This is a genomic window from Sphingobium terrigena, from assembly GCF_003591655.1.
In the GTDB taxonomy this organism is placed as follows: domain Bacteria; phylum Pseudomonadota; class Alphaproteobacteria; order Sphingomonadales; family Sphingomonadaceae; genus Sphingobium; species Sphingobium terrigena.
Map to the genome: position 1 here is coordinate 48,030 of NZ_QVRA01000010.1, position 15,036 is coordinate 63,065.

The 15,036-nt window shown below is 63.7% G+C and carries 16 protein-coding genes; 9 read left to right on the forward strand and 7 right to left on the reverse strand.

Going from position 1 to position 15,036, the window contains the following annotated elements; translation table 11 throughout:
• Positions 1–35 precede the first annotated feature (35 nt).
• The 3 genes from D0Z70_RS12560 (at position 36) to D0Z70_RS12570 (ending at position 3,034) form a co-directional block, all read left to right on the forward strand.
• Positions 36–527, forward strand: coding sequence for a diguanylate cyclase (locus D0Z70_RS12560; protein ID WP_119746914.1), 492 nt, complete (start codon positions 36–38; stop codon positions 525–527).
• A gap of 78 nt (positions 528–605) precedes the next feature.
• On the forward strand, positions 606–1,268 hold the full coding sequence (gene rpe / locus D0Z70_RS12565) for a ribulose-phosphate 3-epimerase (RefSeq protein WP_119746916.1): 663 nt from the start codon (positions 606–608) through the stop codon (positions 1,266–1,268).
• A 14-nt stretch (positions 1,269–1,282) separates the two neighbouring features.
• Positions 1,283–3,034 (forward strand): heparinase II/III family protein, encoded by a 1,752-nt coding sequence (locus tag D0Z70_RS12570; RefSeq protein ID WP_119747121.1) that lies wholly within the window; start codon positions 1,283–1,285, stop codon positions 3,032–3,034.
• A 56-nt stretch (positions 3,035–3,090) separates the two neighbouring features.
• On the opposite strand, the gene D0Z70_RS24620 is transcribed toward D0Z70_RS12570, so the two are convergent.
• Together D0Z70_RS24620 and D0Z70_RS12575 are read right to left on the reverse strand one after the other, a co-directional pair.
• On the reverse strand, positions 3,091–3,597 hold the full coding sequence (locus tag D0Z70_RS24620) for a hypothetical protein (protein WP_147418763.1): 507 nt from the start codon (positions 3,595–3,597) through the stop codon (positions 3,091–3,093).
• A complete protein-coding gene (locus D0Z70_RS12575) occupies positions 3,572–4,075 on the reverse strand; it encodes a Panacea domain-containing protein (protein ID WP_119746918.1) in 504 nt (167 codons plus the stop codon). Before D0Z70_RS12575 ends, D0Z70_RS24620 begins: the two co-directional genes overlap by 26 nt.
• Positions 4,076–4,299: 224 nt before the next feature.
• Here D0Z70_RS12575 and purH point away from each other — a divergent pair, with 224 nt between their 5' ends.
• The 5 genes from purH (at position 4,300) to D0Z70_RS12600 (ending at position 10,251) form a co-directional block, all read left to right on the forward strand.
• Positions 4,300–5,901: a bifunctional phosphoribosylaminoimidazolecarboxamide formyltransferase/IMP cyclohydrolase gene (gene purH / locus D0Z70_RS12580; RefSeq protein ID WP_119746920.1), complete on the forward strand. Its 1,602-nt coding sequence runs from the start codon at positions 4,300–4,302 to the stop codon at positions 5,899–5,901.
• A gap of 176 nt (positions 5,902–6,077) precedes the next feature.
• A complete protein-coding gene (locus D0Z70_RS12585) occupies positions 6,078–6,410 on the forward strand; it encodes a UrcA family protein (RefSeq protein WP_119746922.1) in 333 nt (110 codons plus the stop codon).
• Positions 6,411–6,586: 176 nt separating this feature from the next.
• On the forward strand, positions 6,587–8,110 hold the full coding sequence (locus D0Z70_RS12590; RefSeq protein WP_119747123.1) for an NAD(P)/FAD-dependent oxidoreductase: 1,524 nt from the start codon (positions 6,587–6,589) through the stop codon (positions 8,108–8,110).
• Positions 8,111–8,126: 16 nt separating this feature from the next.
• A complete protein-coding gene (locus D0Z70_RS12595; RefSeq protein WP_119746924.1) occupies positions 8,127–8,510 on the forward strand; it encodes a GtrA family protein in 384 nt (127 codons plus the stop codon).
• Positions 8,488–10,251 (forward strand): hypothetical protein, encoded by a 1,764-nt coding sequence (locus D0Z70_RS12600; RefSeq protein WP_182913949.1) that lies wholly within the window; start codon positions 8,488–8,490, stop codon positions 10,249–10,251. Before D0Z70_RS12595 ends, D0Z70_RS12600 begins: the two co-directional genes overlap by 23 nt.
• Here D0Z70_RS12600 and msrB read toward each other — a convergent pair.
• From msrB to D0Z70_RS12615, 3 genes are read right to left on the reverse strand one after another with little or no spacing between them, the layout of a single operon-like run.
• On the reverse strand, positions 10,232–10,708 hold the full coding sequence (msrB, locus tag D0Z70_RS12605) for a peptide-methionine (R)-S-oxide reductase MsrB (RefSeq protein ID WP_119747125.1): 477 nt from the start codon (positions 10,706–10,708) through the stop codon (positions 10,232–10,234). The genes D0Z70_RS12600 and msrB overlap by 20 nt on opposite strands.
• Positions 10,709–10,726: 18 nt before the next feature.
• On the reverse strand, positions 10,727–11,917 hold the full coding sequence (locus tag D0Z70_RS12610; protein ID WP_182913950.1) for an ABC transporter permease: 1,191 nt from the start codon (positions 11,915–11,917) through the stop codon (positions 10,727–10,729).
• Positions 11,914–12,879, reverse strand: a complete 966-nt coding sequence (locus D0Z70_RS12615) for an ABC transporter ATP-binding protein (RefSeq protein WP_119746930.1) — start codon at positions 12,877–12,879, stop codon at positions 11,914–11,916. Before D0Z70_RS12615 ends, D0Z70_RS12610 begins: the two co-directional genes overlap by 4 nt.
• Positions 12,880–12,913: 34 nt before the next feature.
• Here D0Z70_RS12615 and queG point away from each other — a divergent pair, with 34 nt between their 5' ends.
• On the forward strand, positions 12,914–13,948 hold the full coding sequence (gene queG, locus D0Z70_RS12620; protein ID WP_119746932.1) for a tRNA epoxyqueuosine(34) reductase QueG: 1,035 nt from the start codon (positions 12,914–12,916) through the stop codon (positions 13,946–13,948).
• Here queG and D0Z70_RS12625 read toward each other — a convergent pair.
• Together D0Z70_RS12625 and D0Z70_RS12630 are read right to left on the reverse strand one after the other, a co-directional pair.
• On the reverse strand, positions 13,945–14,319 hold the full coding sequence (locus D0Z70_RS12625) for a hypothetical protein (protein ID WP_119746934.1): 375 nt from the start codon (positions 14,317–14,319) through the stop codon (positions 13,945–13,947). The genes queG and D0Z70_RS12625 overlap by 4 nt on opposite strands.
• The gene (locus D0Z70_RS12630) at positions 14,316–14,984 is read right to left on the reverse strand and encodes an EI24 domain-containing protein (protein WP_119747127.1); all 669 of its coding nucleotides are present in this window, start codon (positions 14,982–14,984) and stop codon (positions 14,316–14,318) included. Before D0Z70_RS12630 ends, D0Z70_RS12625 begins: the two co-directional genes overlap by 4 nt.
• Positions 14,985–15,036: the final 52 nt, after the last annotated feature.

Genomic DNA, 15,036 nt, shown 5'->3' on the forward strand with positions numbered 1-15,036 from the left:
CTTAGGATGACCATTCCTCGTCAGGAAAGTGCGCCGTGCGTCCGATCGAACCTTTGCCCCTGCACCATAGCTGGCCGCTCTACGACCTGCGCGAACATCTCGCCCCGGTGATGCTGGACCCGTCGCTGGCGCGCAACGATGCGGCGCTGGCGGAGCGGGGGCTGGGCCTGTGGCATTGCGACCTGACCGATGAAAGCCTGACCTGGACCGCGGGCGTCTATGATATTTTCGGGCTGGAGCGGCATATATCGGTGCCGCGCGCTTTGTCCGTATCGCTTTATGCCCCGGACTCGCGCGAAGCGATGGAGCGCCTGCGTAGCTATGCCATCCGCCACAAGCGTGGCTTCACCCTGGACGTCGATATTCATCAGGCAGACGGCATGGGCCAGTGCGCCATGCGGCTGATCACCGCGCCCGTGCTGAACGATGCGCAAGAGGTGATCGGCCTGCACGGCGTCAAGCAGATGCTCCCCCATGGCGCGGCCCCTTCCCACCGGCTCGATCCAACGATTTTCGTGATGTTATAGCGGTCTGGGTGCGTTCCCTACCCCACCCCCAAATCACCCGTTGCCCTTGGACGGAGGCATAGCTAAGGCGAACGGTTAATGACACCCTCGATCCTCATCTCGCCCTCCATCCTCTCCGCCGACTTCGCCCGTCTGGGTGAGGAGGTGCGCGCCATTGACGAAGCGGGCTGCGACTGGATCCATATCGACGTGATGGACGGCCATTTCGTGCCGAACATCACCATCGGCCCGGCGGTGGTCAAGGCGTTGCGCCCGCACACGAAAAAGACGTTCGACGTCCATCTGATGATCTCGCCGGTCGATCAATATCTCGACGCCTTTGCGCAGGCGGGCGCGGACATATTGACCGTCCATCCCGAAGCAGGACCGCACATCCACCGCTCGATCCAATATATCAAGTCGCTGGGCGTGCAGGCCGGCGTGGTGCTGAATCCCGGCACCCCGGCCAAGATGCTCGATTATCTGATCGACGACGTGGACCTCATCCTGGTCATGAGCGTCAACCCCGGTTTCGGTGGGCAGAGCTTCATCGGGAATCAGCTGCGGAAGATTGAAGCCATCCGCAAGATGATCGACAAGAGCGGCCGCGACATCCGGCTGCAGGTCGATGGCGGCATTGATTTCACCACCGCGCCCAAGGCGATTGCCGCCGGGGCCGACGTGCTCGTTGCAGGCACCGCAACTTTCCGCGGTGGACCATCGGCCTATGCCGATAATATCCGGAAGCTGCGGGGCGGGTGAACGAGGTCCGGCGCATGTCCGCCCGCAAGACGCCCGAACCCACCGCGCCGGAAGGCAGCGATGACGGCATCGAACAGGGCAAGCGTCTCATCCGCGTCGCGGATGACAAGGGGCTGTCGCTGGCGCAGAAGATCGCCAATCATTTCTATCTGCTCAGCTGGAAAACGCCGATCCACGGCCGCAAGCTGCGCGGCAAATATCCGCTCAAGCTGCTCGCGGTCCCCGATGACGAATTGCCCGGTGACACGCGCGCGGGGCAGGCGATCCGCGCGGGCTATTTCCTGTTTCGCGGCAAGAAGCAGATTATCGACACACTCGATTTCGCCCGGATCGACCTCGACCCCGCCTTTGCCGACTATCTGCACAGCTTTCGCTGGCTGCGCGATCTGGCGAGCGCCGCCAGCCGCGAACAGGCGGCGCCGATCGCTGAAAATGTCATGCGCAAATGGCTTGTCGCTCATGCCGAAACCCCCAGCGAACCGGCCTGGCGCGCGGACAATGCGGGCTGGCGGCTGTTCTTCTGGACTGCCCATGCGCCGCTGATCCTCTCGTCGAGCGATCTGGTCTATCGCTCGCTGGTCCTCAATTGCATCGCCCGCACCGCGCGGCATTTGGATCGTATAGCTGACAAGGCACCGATGGGCCTGCCGCGCCTTGTCGGCTGGAGCGCGATCGTCGCGGCCTCGATGCTGATGCCCGGCGGCGCGGCACGCAAATTGTTCGGCGAAGCGGGTCTTAAGCGCGCGATCGACAGCAGCTTCTACCCCGATGGCGGCATCGTCTCCCGATCCCCGCTGGCGCAGGTGGAGGCGGTGATGGCGCTGTCCATGCTGCGCGCCGTCTATGACGTGAGACGCGAAACCGCGCCTGCTTTCCTCAATGACGGGCTGACCCGGATCGTCCCGGCGCTGCTGGGCCTGATCCATGGCGATGGCGGGCTGGGTAGCTGGCAGGGTGCGGGCGCGATCGACCCCCTGATCGTCAATGCCGTGGTCGCGGCCAGCCGGGTGCGTGCCCGGCCGCTGCGGCAGGCGCGCGACTGGGGCTATCAGCGGATCGCGGCAGGCGGGACCGTGGTGCAGATCGACGCCGCCCCGCCACCGGTCGCGCGCCTCGCCGACGCAGGCTGCGCCTCGACGGGTGCGATCGAGATCAGCGATGGCCCCCATCGCCTGATCGTCAATTGCGGCGGCGCAGGGCTGGAGGGGGCATGGATACCGCGCGATCTGGCGCAGGGGCTGCGCACCACTGCCGCGCACAGCACGCTGGTGCTGGACGATTGCAACAGCACCGCGCTGATGCCCGACGGTACGCTGGGGCGCGGCGTTACCGAAGTGGAGCTGAACCGGCAGGAACTGGACAATGGCAGTCGGGTGGACCTGTCCCATGACGGCTATGTCCGCCGCATAGGCTATGTCCACCGCCGCCTGCTGCTGGTCAGCGGCGACGGCAAGGAAATCCGTGGCGAAGATATGCTGACCCCCGCGCAGCGCCGTCGCAAGCCCGCCAAACGCCCGGTCCTGCTGCGCTTCCACCTCGCCCCCGGCGTCGAACCGACGCTGACCGCCGACAATCAGGGCGCGCTGCTGCGTATCGACATGGGCGCGCTCTGGCAATTCCGCACCGGCACCGGCGTGCTGACCGTCGAGGACAGCCTCTGGGTCGACGGCGACGGCAGGCCACATCCGACCAGGCAGTTGGTCGTAACCAGCGAAGCGCTGCCCGGCGGATCGAGCATTGGGTGGCTGTTCAAGCGGGTGGGGTGAGGCGAGGTTTCGACTTCGATTGTGATCGGTTGGGCGCTTTGATAGCGTTGTGAAGTCTAATCAACCTTACCAGTCATTCTGCTATATAATTTCTCAGCTTCGCTCAATGCCGGCGGTAAAAATCCATCGGCATGTCTTTCGACTGTAGATCTGAATACGCCCTTCGCAACGCTGTTGACAATGAACACCATTCCAGAAAGCATTGAAATAATGAAAGCTGCTACCACAGGAGCCGTCGCTTTGAGCAAGGGGCTTTGCCAATGAAAAATTGCTAGAAATAACAGTATCGATATGATGCCAATCACTCCAAGCGCAACGCCACCTACGACGTAGCGTGCTTTGTTAAAAAATTTCTGTTCATCTCTTAAGTCCGAGATGTAATTTGTCAGTGCAGTGCTTAGAGCGGAGTTCGCTTGAGCTTGCTCAAGCAGTGGCTCGATATCAGCTAATCGCTGCTCGATTTTATCTAGGCGCGAATCTGAAGGCGATCTGTTATTTTCCTCATCCATTGCAGCAGCGGCTGCTGCTGCAATGGAATCAAGCTGCGGTGGTGTTTTTGACAAGCCGCGTCTCTTTTAGACTCTCAAAGTGATCTCGCATGTCTTGATCATTTATCGGCGTGTATAGCCCTTTGTCGTACGCCTTGCTCCAAGGAGTGTTTGGTTGATGGGTAAGATTGGATAGAGCGTATGCGGATAGCTTGCCATAAGAAGCTACGACCTCTCGCATTAAATTCTCTTCATCGCTTCCCATTTCTTCCGTTATGGGAACGGATGTTCCTTTTACGTATGCCCGCGTATCCACGGGTCGAGAGCCGATGCCACTGAAAGCCCGATATACGGTCGGATAAACTGGACCATATTGCCAAGCCTGAGGCACTTCTCTCGAAAGCGGTCGACCAAGCAAAGTCAATGCCCAGCCATCGGAAATGTATATTAGTTTTATAAGTTGCATTATCGTCAAAGGCTGACCTGCCTCTGAACGGATATCTAAAATTTTGTTAGCAAGCGCCCGTGGATCATGGGCGTTTTCACGACTCATCGGATTGCCCTTCCTTTATAGAGTGCTGTTAGCGACAACTTAGGTTGTCAATCACAAAATGTCCAGTTTCTTCATTGATAATGATAATCTTTTTCAAACTAATTTCACCAACGCTTGAGTGCTTGAAGATGCAGAGTTGATAGAAGCATCGAGGCTGTATTTTTGCGCTGTCAGCCCTTAAGGGACCGGCGCAAAGTCGTCCTGCAACCAGAAAGCCTTGTCTCATGACCGCCACTCCCGCTGACTATCCCATCAAGCGCGCCCTCTTGTCCGTGTCGGACAAGGCTGGCCTTATCGAACTGGGGCAGGCGCTGGGGAAGCATGGCGTCGAGCTGGTGTCGACCGGCGGCACGGCGAAGGCGCTGCGCGACGCGGGCCTCACCGTCATGGATATTTCCGACCTCACCGGCTTTCCTGAAATGATGGACGGCCGGGTCAAGACGCTGCATCCCAAGGTGCATGGCGGCCTGCTGGCGGTGCGCAGTAACCCGGCGCATGTGGCGTCGATGGACGAACATGCCATCGGCGCGATCGACCTGGTGGTGGTCAATCTCTATCCCTTCGCCGCGACTGTCGCCAAGGGGGCCGAGCGCGCGGAGATTATCGAGAATATCGATATTGGCGGGCCGTCGATGGTGCGCTCTGCCGCCAAGAATCATGAGAGCGTGGCGATCGTCACCGATCCGGCTGACTATGCCCGGCTGATCGCGGAAATGGACGAGAAGGGTGGGGCGACCAGCTACGACTTCCGCCGGATGCTGGCGGCCAAGGCTTATGCCGCGACTGCTGCCTATGATTCGATGATCGCCAGCTGGTTCGCCTTCGCCGATCAGGGCGTGATGTTCCCCGAAACGCTCGCTGTCGCCAGTACGCTGTCGACCACGCTGCGCTATGGCGAAAACCCGCACCAGTCCGCCGCCCTCTACCTGCCGACCGGCCCGTCCGCCAATGGCATCGCGCAGGCGAAACAGATTCAGGGCAAGGAACTGTCCTATAATAATTACAACGATGCCGATGCCGCGCTGGAGTTGGTCAGCGAGTTTCGCGACGGCCCGCCCACCGTCGTCATCGTCAAGCACGCAAACCCCTGCGGCGTGGCGACCGGCGCGACCCTGATCGAGGCCTATGAAGCCGCGCTTGCCTGCGACAGCGTATCGGCATTCGGCGGCATCATCGCGGTCAACCGCCCGCTCGACGGCCCGACCGCCGAAGCGATCAGCGGGATATTCACCGAGGTCGTCGCCGCACCCGACGCCGATGATGCGGCGCGCGCCATCTTTGCCAAGAAGAAGAATCTCCGCCTGCTGCTGACCGGCGACCTGCCCGATCCAGCCCGCCCCGGCCTCCAGCTCAAGACGATCGCTGGCGGCGTGCTGGTGCAGAGCCGTGACAATGGCCAGATCGACCGTGATGCGCTGAAAGTCGTGACCAAAAGGGAGCCGACGGAGCAGGAACTGGCCGACTGCCTCTTTGCCTGGACCGTCGCCAAGCATGTGAAGTCCAACGCTATCGTCTATGCCAAGGGCGGCAGTACCGCGGGCGTCGGCGCAGGCCAGATGAACCGCCTCGAATCCGCGCGCATTGCGGCATGGAAGGCGAAGGACGCCGCGGAAAAAGCTGGCTGGAGTGAACCGCGCACCATCGGTTCGGCGGTCGCTTCCGACGCCTTCTTCCCCTTCGCCGACGGCTTGCTGGCTGCGGTTGAGGCGGGGGCTACCGCTGTCATCCAGCCGGGCGGCTCGATCCGCGACGATGAAGTCATTGCTGCCGCTGACGAAGCGGGTCTCGCCATGATGTTCACCGGGATGCGCCACTTCCGGCATTAATCCTCCGCGGGTGCGAAGTAAAAGCCTTCGCATCCGCAAAATAACGGTTTTCTGCCACTTTTTATCAACTGGCCTCTTTTCAACAACGGCCTGTGCGCTTATTTAGAGCATGACCCTACTTCCACGTCAGACGTGGGGCGGACAATTAGAAAAGCATGTTCGACAGGAGAAACAGGATGACTGCAAAGACGCTGGTGGCACTGGCCGCCGCTATGGCTCTTGCGCTGCCCGGCGTGGCAAGTGCGGGCAATGACAATATGGACGTGATCGTCGATGGCCGTTCGGGTACGGAAACCCGTTCGATCGCCGTATCGGTCGCCGACCTCAACCTTGCCAGCACCGCCGGTTTGCGCCGCGCCGACTATCGCGTCACCCGCGCGGCCAAGCAGGTCTGCGGTTTCGTCAACGGTTCGATCATCCCGGTCAGCGACGATTATCGCAATTGCTTTGGTGAAGCGCTCAACGGCGCGCGCACCGACCTCAACGCCATGGCCCAGCGCCAGGGCTAAGCGTCTGCCCGGTTCCCCTCACGAAGGGGACTGCAGGGGGCCGTTTCGCACCGCGCGGGACGGCCCTTTGTCATGCGGCTCGTTTCGTGTGCGATCCTTACCGCGCGTTAACCAGTCCTTAGAATATTTCCTTCACTCCCATGGCGACGAAAGACCATCCGGGGGAATTGCCTGTCATGCCGCGTATCGACCAAAGCGTGGACGTCGCCATCATCGGCGCAGGCCCGGCGGGCCTGACCGCCGCCTATCTGCTGACCAGGCAGGGCTATAGCGTCACGGTGATCGAAAAAGACCCGGTCTATGTCGGCGGCATCAGCCGGACGGTGGAACTGGACGGCTTCCGCTTCGACATTGGCGGGCATCGCTTCTTTTCTAAATCGCAGCAGGTCGTGGACCTGTGGAATGAAATCCTGCCCGATGACTTCATCCAGCGTCCCCGGATGAGCCGCATCTATTATGAGGGCAAATTCTACTCCTACCCCCTCCGCGCGTTCGAGGCGCTGTGGAATCTGGGCGTCTGGCGCTCGACGCTGTGCATGGCCAGCTTTGCCAAGGCGAAGCTGCTGCCCAACCGCAATGTCCGTTCCTTTCAGGACTGGACCGTCAACGCCTTTGGCCACAAGCTTTTCTCCATCTTCTTCAAAACCTACACCGAGAAAGTGTGGGGGATGCCGTGCGATGAAATGTCGGCCGACTGGGCGGCGCAGCGGATCAAGGGCCTGTCGCTCTGGGGCGCAGTCACTGACGGGCTGAAACGCTCGCTTGGCCTCAACAAGAAACCCAATGACGGCATGGCGACCAAGACGCTGCTCGAAACCTTCCGCTATCCTCGCCTTGGCCCCGGCATGATGTGGGAAAAGGCGCGCGACCATGTGGTCGATGGCGGCAATCAGGTGCTGATGGCGCACAGTTTCAAACGGCTGGAGCAGGATCAGGGGACGAACCGCTGGCGGCTGGTGGCGCAGGGGCCGGAAGGTGAGGTCGTCATCAACGCCGCTCATGTCATTTCGTCCGCTCCCATGCGCGAACTGGCCGGCCGCATCCATCCGCTGCCCGCGACCCTGCCCGAAGCGATGGATCTTAAATATCGCGACTTCCTGACCGTCGCGCTGATGGTGAAGGGGGAGGATATTTTCCCCGACAACTGGATCTATATCCACGACAGCAAGGTGCAGGTCGGCCGCATCCAGAATTTCCGCAGCTGGTCGCCCGAAATGGTGCCGGACCCGACGCTTGCCTGTGTGGGGCTGGAATATTTTTGCTTCGAAGGCGATGGCCTCTGGGCCTCGTCCGACGCGGATCTGGTCGCGCTGGCGACGAAGGAAATGGCGCTGCTGGGCCTCTGCAACCCCGACGATGTCGTTGGCGGCGCGGTGGTGCGGCAGGAAAAGGCCTATCCGGTCTATGATGACGCCTATGCCGCCAATGTGCTGGCGATGCGCACCGAACTGGAGGCGCGCTATCCGACGCTGCACATGGTCGGGCGCAACGGGATGCACCGCTATAATAATCAGGACCATGCGATGATGACGGCGATGCTGACCGTCCGCAATATCGTCGCGGGCGCGCGCGTCCATGACGTCTGGTCGGTCAATGAAGATGCCGAATATCATGAGGCCGGCGAAGAAGGCCAGGATGCCGATGCGCAGACAGCGCTGGCCAGCACCCGCGCCGTGCCGTCCCGCCTGAAGGCCGCCTGATCCCGTGCGCGTATTGATGGTGCTGGTCGCACGACTGATGTTCGCCCGCTATCTGCTGGCCAGCATCTGTGCGCTGTCCAGCGACATGGCGCTTTTCCTGATGCTCGACCATGTCGGCGCGGCCCCGATGCTGGCGGCGTTCGGCGGCTATGCCATCGGCCTCGTCGTCCACTGGACGATCAGCATCCGCTTCGTATTCGATACCGGCACCGGCCCGACCCATGCGCAGCGCGCCGGGTTCGTGGCCAGCGCCCTGCTGGGCATGGGCATTACCCTTGCCATGGTTGGCGGACTGAGCCTGGTCGGCTTTACGCCGACCTTCGCCAAATTGCTGTCCGTGCCGGTCAGCTTCCTCACCGTCTATGCGATCCGCAAATATGGCGTCTTTGCCCGCGCCTGATGGCAGGCGGGTGGCGCTGCTGGCGCTCCTCGCCTGGCTGCTATGCAGCGCGGCGATGCTGTGGCTGTTCCATGGTGATTTCGCCACGCTCGGCTTTCGCGATCCCGATGACGCGATGCGGCTGGCGCAGGTGCGTGACTGGATCGGCGGACAGGCCTTTTGGGACGTCAGCCAGCATAGGGTGAACCCGCCCATCGGCGGCCCGATGCACTGGTCGCGGATCGTCGACATGCCCATCGCAGCGCTGATCCTGCTACTGAGCCCGCTGACAGGCATGGCGACGGCGGAATTGCTGGCCTGCGTGATCGTACCACTCCTGTTGCTGGGCGGGCTGACGAGCGCCTTGTTCATCGCGGCGAAACGGATTGCAGGGGCGGGGATTGCGCTACTGGCGGTCGCATTGCTGCTGACTGCACCCTCAATCCTCGTCCAGTTCACGCCGTTGCGGATCGACCATCATGGCTGGCAGATCATTGCGGCGGCGCTGGCGCTGTGCGGCGCGACGGACGCCCGCGCGGCGCGCGGCGGCATCGTTGGGGGGCTGGCGCTGGCACTCTGGCTCCAGATTTCGAGCGAAGGCCTGCCCTATGCCGCGCTGTTTGCCGCAGTCTTTGCCCTGCGCCACTGGATCGACCGGGCAGAAACGCCGCGCTATGTCGGTTTCACTGTCGCCATTGGCGGTGCCGCGCTGATACCGCTGATGCTGCTGCGTGGTCCCTCTGCGGTTTTGGCGCGCCACTGCGATGCGCTCTCCTTCGTTTATGTCTGGCCCTTGGTAGCGCTGGCCGTTGCAACGCTTCTGGCTGCGCGCCTGATTGGCCCGTCCACCCCGCTGCGCCGCTTCCTTGTCGCCGCAATCGGCGGCGGTGCGGCGCTGGTGACTTTCGCGCTGACTGGCGGGCCTTGCCTGTCGGGCGATCCCTTCGCGGCGCTGGGTCCGCTGGCCTACAAGCTCTGGTATTTGCAGGTCATGGAAGGGCGACCGATCTGGGAACAGAGCTGGTCGATGGCAGGCGTTATCCTGCTGCCGTCTTTGCTCGGCCTGATCGCCACATTGCTGGCAGCGCGCAGTGCAAGCGGCCCGGCGCGGATGCGCTGGCTGACACTCGCGTTATTGCTGACCGGGGCGATGCTGGTGGCGATCATGGTGATGCGCGCCGTATCGGTGGCGCATCTGCTGGCGCTGCCCGGCACCGCCTGGCTGCTGATCGCGCTGTTCAGCCGGGTGCAGGCATCGGCCAGCGCAATCGTGCGGATATTCGGGTCGGTCGCGCTGGTGCTGCTGACCCCGGCGGGCCTGTGCGCGCTCTGGGTCGCGATCGCCGCCACGCCCGAACCGGCGAAGAAGGCCAGCGCAAACTGTCGGGCGGCCAGCGTGCTGGCCCCATTGCGCACCCTGCCGCCCACCACCCTGTTCGCACCGATTGATCTTGGCCCCGACATCCTCGTCCAGACCCGCCACAGCGTTATCGGCACAGCCCATCATCGCAATGCGGCGGGGATTACGGCGGTGATCGAGGGTTTTGCCGATGCGCCCGATCGGTCCCGCGCGGTCATCGGCGCAACCAGCGCGCGCTATGTCGTGATCTGCGACGGCCTCAACGAATATCGCCTCTATGGGCAAGCTAACCGTAAGGGTCTGGCCGCCCAACTGGCGCGCGGCGCGACGCCAAACTGGCTGGAACCACTGCCGACCAAAGGCCCGCTCAAAATCTACCGGATCAGGCCGCCACGAAGCTGAGCGCCACACCGTTCATGCAATAGCGCAGCCCGGTGGGCTTGGGGCCGTCATCGAAAACATGGCCCAAATGCCCGCCGCAGCGCGCGCAATGGACTTCGGTGCGGGGATAGCCCAGGTCGAAGTCGCGGTTGGTGCCGACCGCCTTGGGTAGCGACGCATAGAAGCTCGGCCAGCCAGTGCCGCTGTCAAATTTGGTTTTGGAACTGAGCAGCTTTTGCCCGCATCCGGCACAGGCGAAAATCCCGGCCCGATGCTCTTTGTTGAGCGGACTGGTGAAGGGATGTTCGGTCGCCTGCTTGCGTAGCACATTATAGGCGAGCGGGGAGAGCCGCTTGCGCCACTCCGCATCGCTCAAGGCAAAAGGATAGGCGGCCTCCGCTCGATCAAGGCCCAGCCGCCACCAGCCCAGCGCTACCGCGCCGGTCGTCACGCCACCCAGGAAAAGTCGCCGGTTCATGATGTCCTTGAACACCCCTCAGCCTGTCGTGTTCCTGAACAGATTTTTCCACCAGCGCCCGCCCGACTGCATGACATGACGGCGGAACAGCAGCACGCCCACGCGGATGATCAGCGCCACGAACGCCGCCTGCCAGACCAGCGCCAGCAGATGCGGCCACAGCGCATCATCCTGCGCTGCCCGCGCGATCATCGCGAAGGGCGAACTGAACGGGAATATCGTCGCGGCCACCTCCGCGGGCGATCCCATATGGTCGACGGCGTAGCTCGCAAAGAAGAAGATCAGCATCTGCCCCATGGTCACCGGCATGTTGAGCGTCTGCACCTCCCGCACCGTAGCCGCCTGCGCGCCGATCCCCAGGAACAAAGACCCCAGCAGCGTGTAGGCCATGGCGAAATACAGCACGGCGAGGATCAGGAAGATCGGCCAGCCGACCGCGGGCGCTGGTAGGCCCGAAGCGGACCCATGCAACGCCAGGAAGATCGCAAAGGCCGTCCCGCCCCAAAAGGCGATGCCGACAAAGCTCATCGCCAGCATCGCCATCAGTTTCCCTAGGAAAATCGCGTCGATCGGCACGGCGGCAGCCAATATCTCGATGATCTTGTTGGTCTTTTCCTCGACCAGATTGGACAGGATCATACCCGCCAGCAGGATCGTCAGGAAGAACATGACGACCTGCGCCACCCGGCCGATCAGCAGCCGCGCCTGCGCCTGTGCGCCAAGGCTGGTCGCGACTTCCTGCCGCTCTACCCGCACCAGCCGCAGCGTATGTTCGGCCTGCGCCGCGCTGGCGATCAGGCTGAGATCGCCCTGCATCTTGTCGAGATCGTCGGGCTTGCCGGTCAAGATCGGGTGCGCCACCGAGCCCGAAAGGATCGCCACCACCGCCGAATCGGGCCGTGCCAGTTGCTCGCGCGGTGCCGGGGTCAGCGGCACCCGCCGCACCCGGACCAGCGCCTGATCCCCCATACGTTCGGTCAGGCGCTGGTGCGCGCGTTCCAGCCGTGCCGCCTCGCTCGCGGGCATGGCGATGCCGACCATCGGGCGCAGGTCGGTGCTGGTGATTTTCTCGCCTAAGCCCGCAAACACCATGCCGATCAGGATCGGCAGCAAGGGTCCCAGCAGAAACAGGATGAAGGTGCGCGACAGCACCACCGCGGTGAAATCCCGCCGGGCGATGACCAGAGCGGCGCGTATCATCTCTCTCATGCGTCCTGCTCCCGCGCCTGCGCCTCTTCCATCTGGCGCGCGGTTGCTTCGCCGGCGATGGCGACGAAGGCGTCGTGGAGCCCTGGCCGTTCGATCGAAAGGCTCTCAATCCCCGCCTGCCCGTCCAGCAATGCGCGCAGCAGCGGCTCGATCCCGTCGTCGGGCAGGGCGAAATGCCATGCGCCATCCTCCACCACCGTATCGGCGGGCAAAGCGCGCCGCCACGCCCCGTCGCTTGCCTTGGTACGCAGCCGCACCTGCGGGCGCAGCCGGTCGCGCGCGTCGGCCACCGTCCCCTCGAATCGTATGCGCCCGCCCGCCACGATGGCGATCCGCTCGCATAGGCGTTCGGCATGGGCGATGACATGGGTGGAAAAGAGGATGGTGACGCCCCGCCGCGCCTGTTCGCGGATCAGCGCCTCCAGCTTCTCCTGATTAATCGCGTCCAGCCCGGAAAAGGGTTCGTCCAGCACGATCAGCCGGGGTTCGTGGATGATCGTCCCGAACAATTGCACCGTCTGCGCCATACCCTTGGACAGCTGGCGGATCGGCTTGTCGATCGCGCCGCCCATGCCATGCCCCTCCAGCATCGCCCGCGCCCGTTCGCGCCCTATTTTCAGCGGCAATCCGCGCAGCGCGCCCATGAAGGCAATCGCTTCAAACGCCTTCATCGACGGATACAGCCCGCGTTCCTCCGGCAGATAGCCCACCTGCCGCGCCATCCGCAGCGGCGCAGTGTCGCCCAGCAGCGACCGCACCCCCTCGTCCGGGTCGATAATGCCCAGCAGTGTGCGCAGCAGCGTGGTCTTGCCCGCGCCATTGGGTCCCAGCACGCCATAGATCGACCCGGCAGGCACGGCGATGTCGACGCCGTCGACCGCGCGGAAGCTGCCGAATGTCTTGACAAGGCCATGGCCTTCGAGCGCATAGCGGAGGGGCGGGGCCGGAGTGTCGCCGTTCATCCGCTCCTGATAGTGTTCCCCCATGCCAACGCAAATGGAAAGCTTGGAAACCCGCCTGAAGGTGCAGGCCGCGTCGCTGGGCTTCGCCGCCTGCGCCATTGCGCCCGCCGACGTGGCACCACAGGCCGGGCAGCGTCTGGGCGAATGGCTTGATGCCGGGCATCATGGCGACATGTTGTGGATGGCCGAACGCGCGGGACAACGCGGATCACCGCACGGCCTGTGGCCCGACGTGCGCAGCGTGGTGATGCTGGGGATGAGCTATGCGCCGGGGCGCGATCCGCTGGCACTGGCGGACGTGGGCGACCGGGCGCGCATCTCGGTCTATGCGCAGGGCAGGGACTATCATGATGTCGTCAAAAAGGGGTTGAAGGCGCTGGCCCGCTGGCTGGTGGAGCAGCAGCCCGGCGCGCTCAAGGTGTTCGTCGATACAGCGCCGGTCATGGAAAAGCCGCTGGCGCAGGGGGCCGGGCTGGGCTGGCAGGGCAAGCATAGCAATCTGGTCAGCCGCCAGCATGGCAGCTGGCTGTTCCTGGGCGCGATCTACACCGAAATCGCGCTGCAACCCGACCCGCCGGAGGTCGACCATTGCGGCAGCTGCACCGCCTGCCAGACGGCCTGCCCGACCGACGCTTTCCCGTCGCCCTATGTCGTGGACGCACGGCGCTGCATTTCCTATCTGACGATCGAGCATAAGGGGCCGATCCCGCACGAATTGCGGGAGGGCATCGGCAATCGCATCTATGGCTGCGACGATTGTCTGGCGGTCTGTCCCTGGAATAAATTTGCCGAGGCGGCCGCGGCTAACAAGGCCTTCCTGGGCCGCGCCGAACTCGCCGCCCCAGCCATCGCCGACCTGCTGGCGCTCGACGACGCCGCGTTTCGCGAGATTTTCTCCGGCTCCCCGATCAAACGCATCGGTCGCAATCGGATGGTGCGGAACGCAGCCATTGCAGCGGGGAATAGCGGCGACGGGCGGTTACTGGGACGATTGCAGACGCTGGCGGGCGATGATGATCCGGTGGTGGCCGAAGCGGCGGTGTGGGCGATCGGGCGATTGTCGGCCTAACGCGCCCGCAACGCCGTCGCGCAGGCCGCCGGATCGACGTCGCTGCCAGCGGGCGAGCGCGCATCCACATGGGTCACCACCGGCTCCTTGCCGCGCGCCGGGGCGTAGAGATAGGTGTCGAGGACGCAGCGGCCATTGGCAAATTGCAGCTTGCGCACCGTGGTTTCGCGAATGTCGAGCCGGGGCGTGCCGAACATCTGGGTCAGCGCGCGCGCGTCCGCGCCCATCAGCGGGCCGGGCTTGCCAAAGGCGCTGGCCGGGGGACCGGCGGGCGGCGGCGCGATCCCGGTTTGCGGCACCACGCCGCCCGCACCACAGGCGGCAAGCGGCAGCGCCAGCAGCGCGATCAGGGCAAGGCGGGGGGCGTTCATACAGGCTTCCTTCTGACGCCGTGCAGCATGTGGACCGCCATAGCCGCGCTCCAGATCGGCGCAAGCAGGTTGACCAGCGGGATGAGGAACAGAAGCGCCGAAGCGAGCCCCAGAAGCCACCGGTTGACACGCGGGATCGGCGGATGGTCCGGATGGCGCGGCTCGACCATGTCGGCCAGATCGCGGCCCAGCAGATAGGCGTTGAGCGCCAGAAAAAGCCCGATCGTTCCCACCCCCGTCACCAGCAGCGCGATGTAGGCGGGCAACGCGAGCACGTTCCAGCCGATCGTTCGCGCAACCGACGCCAGCGCACAGCGGATGCTGCGTGCCAGCCCGACCGGGCGCGCGTCCGCCGCTGCATCCGGGTATCGATCCGTTTCTACTGCTGCGATAATGTCGTCGGCGAACAGGCCCATCACTGCCATTGCGGTCGCGCGGAACAGCAGCCAGCCTGCTGCGATAACGATCAGCGCGGTCGCCGCCGCTTCCGCCATGCCGCCGCCGCCCCAGCCATAATGCAGCCGCAGCGCATGGACCCCCGCCCACAGCCCCACCGCCAGCAGGGCAAAGACCAAAAGTGTCAGCAGCAATGTCTTGACCAGCAACCGCCGGGCGGCAGCGTGGAAGATCAGCGGGAAGGCGCGCAGCGCGGCGGTCAGGACCATCGGGTCATTATCCGGCCTGCCGCGACGCCCGTCAATCGCGCGCTGTTGCATG

Coding starts and splice junctions, on each gene's coding strand:
- D0Z70_RS12570 (WP_119747121.1), top strand. CDS start 1,283: ATGTCCGCCCGCAAGACGCCCGAACCCACCGCGCCGGAAGGCAGCGAT.
- D0Z70_RS12610 (WP_182913950.1), bottom strand. CDS start 11,917: ATGAGAGAGATGATACGCGCCGCTCTGGTCATCGCCCGGCGGGATTTC.
- purH (WP_119746920.1), top strand. CDS start 4,300: ATGACCGCCACTCCCGCTGACTATCCCATCAAGCGCGCCCTCTTGTCC.
- D0Z70_RS12630 (WP_119747127.1), bottom strand. CDS start 14,984: ATGGTCCTGACCGCCGCGCTGCGCGCCTTCCCGCTGATCTTCCACGCT.
- msrB (WP_119747125.1), bottom strand. CDS start 10,708: ATGAACCGGCGACTTTTCCTGGGTGGCGTGACGACCGGCGCGGTAGCG.
- D0Z70_RS12590 (WP_119747123.1), top strand. CDS start 6,587: ATGCCGCGTATCGACCAAAGCGTGGACGTCGCCATCATCGGCGCAGGC.
- D0Z70_RS12575 (WP_119746918.1), bottom strand. CDS start 4,075: ATGAGTCGTGAAAACGCCCATGATCCACGGGCGCTTGCTAACAAAATT.
- queG (WP_119746932.1), top strand. CDS start 12,914: ATGGAAAGCTTGGAAACCCGCCTGAAGGTGCAGGCCGCGTCGCTGGGC.
- D0Z70_RS12595 (WP_119746924.1), top strand. CDS start 8,127: ATGGTGCTGGTCGCACGACTGATGTTCGCCCGCTATCTGCTGGCCAGC.
- rpe (WP_119746916.1), top strand. CDS start 606: ATGACACCCTCGATCCTCATCTCGCCCTCCATCCTCTCCGCCGACTTC.
- D0Z70_RS12600 (WP_182913949.1), top strand. CDS start 8,488: ATGGCGTCTTTGCCCGCGCCTGATGGCAGGCGGGTGGCGCTGCTGGCG.
- D0Z70_RS12615 (WP_119746930.1), bottom strand. CDS start 12,879: ATGAACGGCGACACTCCGGCCCCGCCCCTCCGCTATGCGCTCGAAGGC.
- D0Z70_RS12585 (WP_119746922.1), top strand. CDS start 6,078: ATGACTGCAAAGACGCTGGTGGCACTGGCCGCCGCTATGGCTCTTGCG.
- D0Z70_RS12625 (WP_119746934.1), bottom strand. CDS start 14,319: ATGAACGCCCCCCGCCTTGCCCTGATCGCGCTGCTGGCGCTGCCGCTT.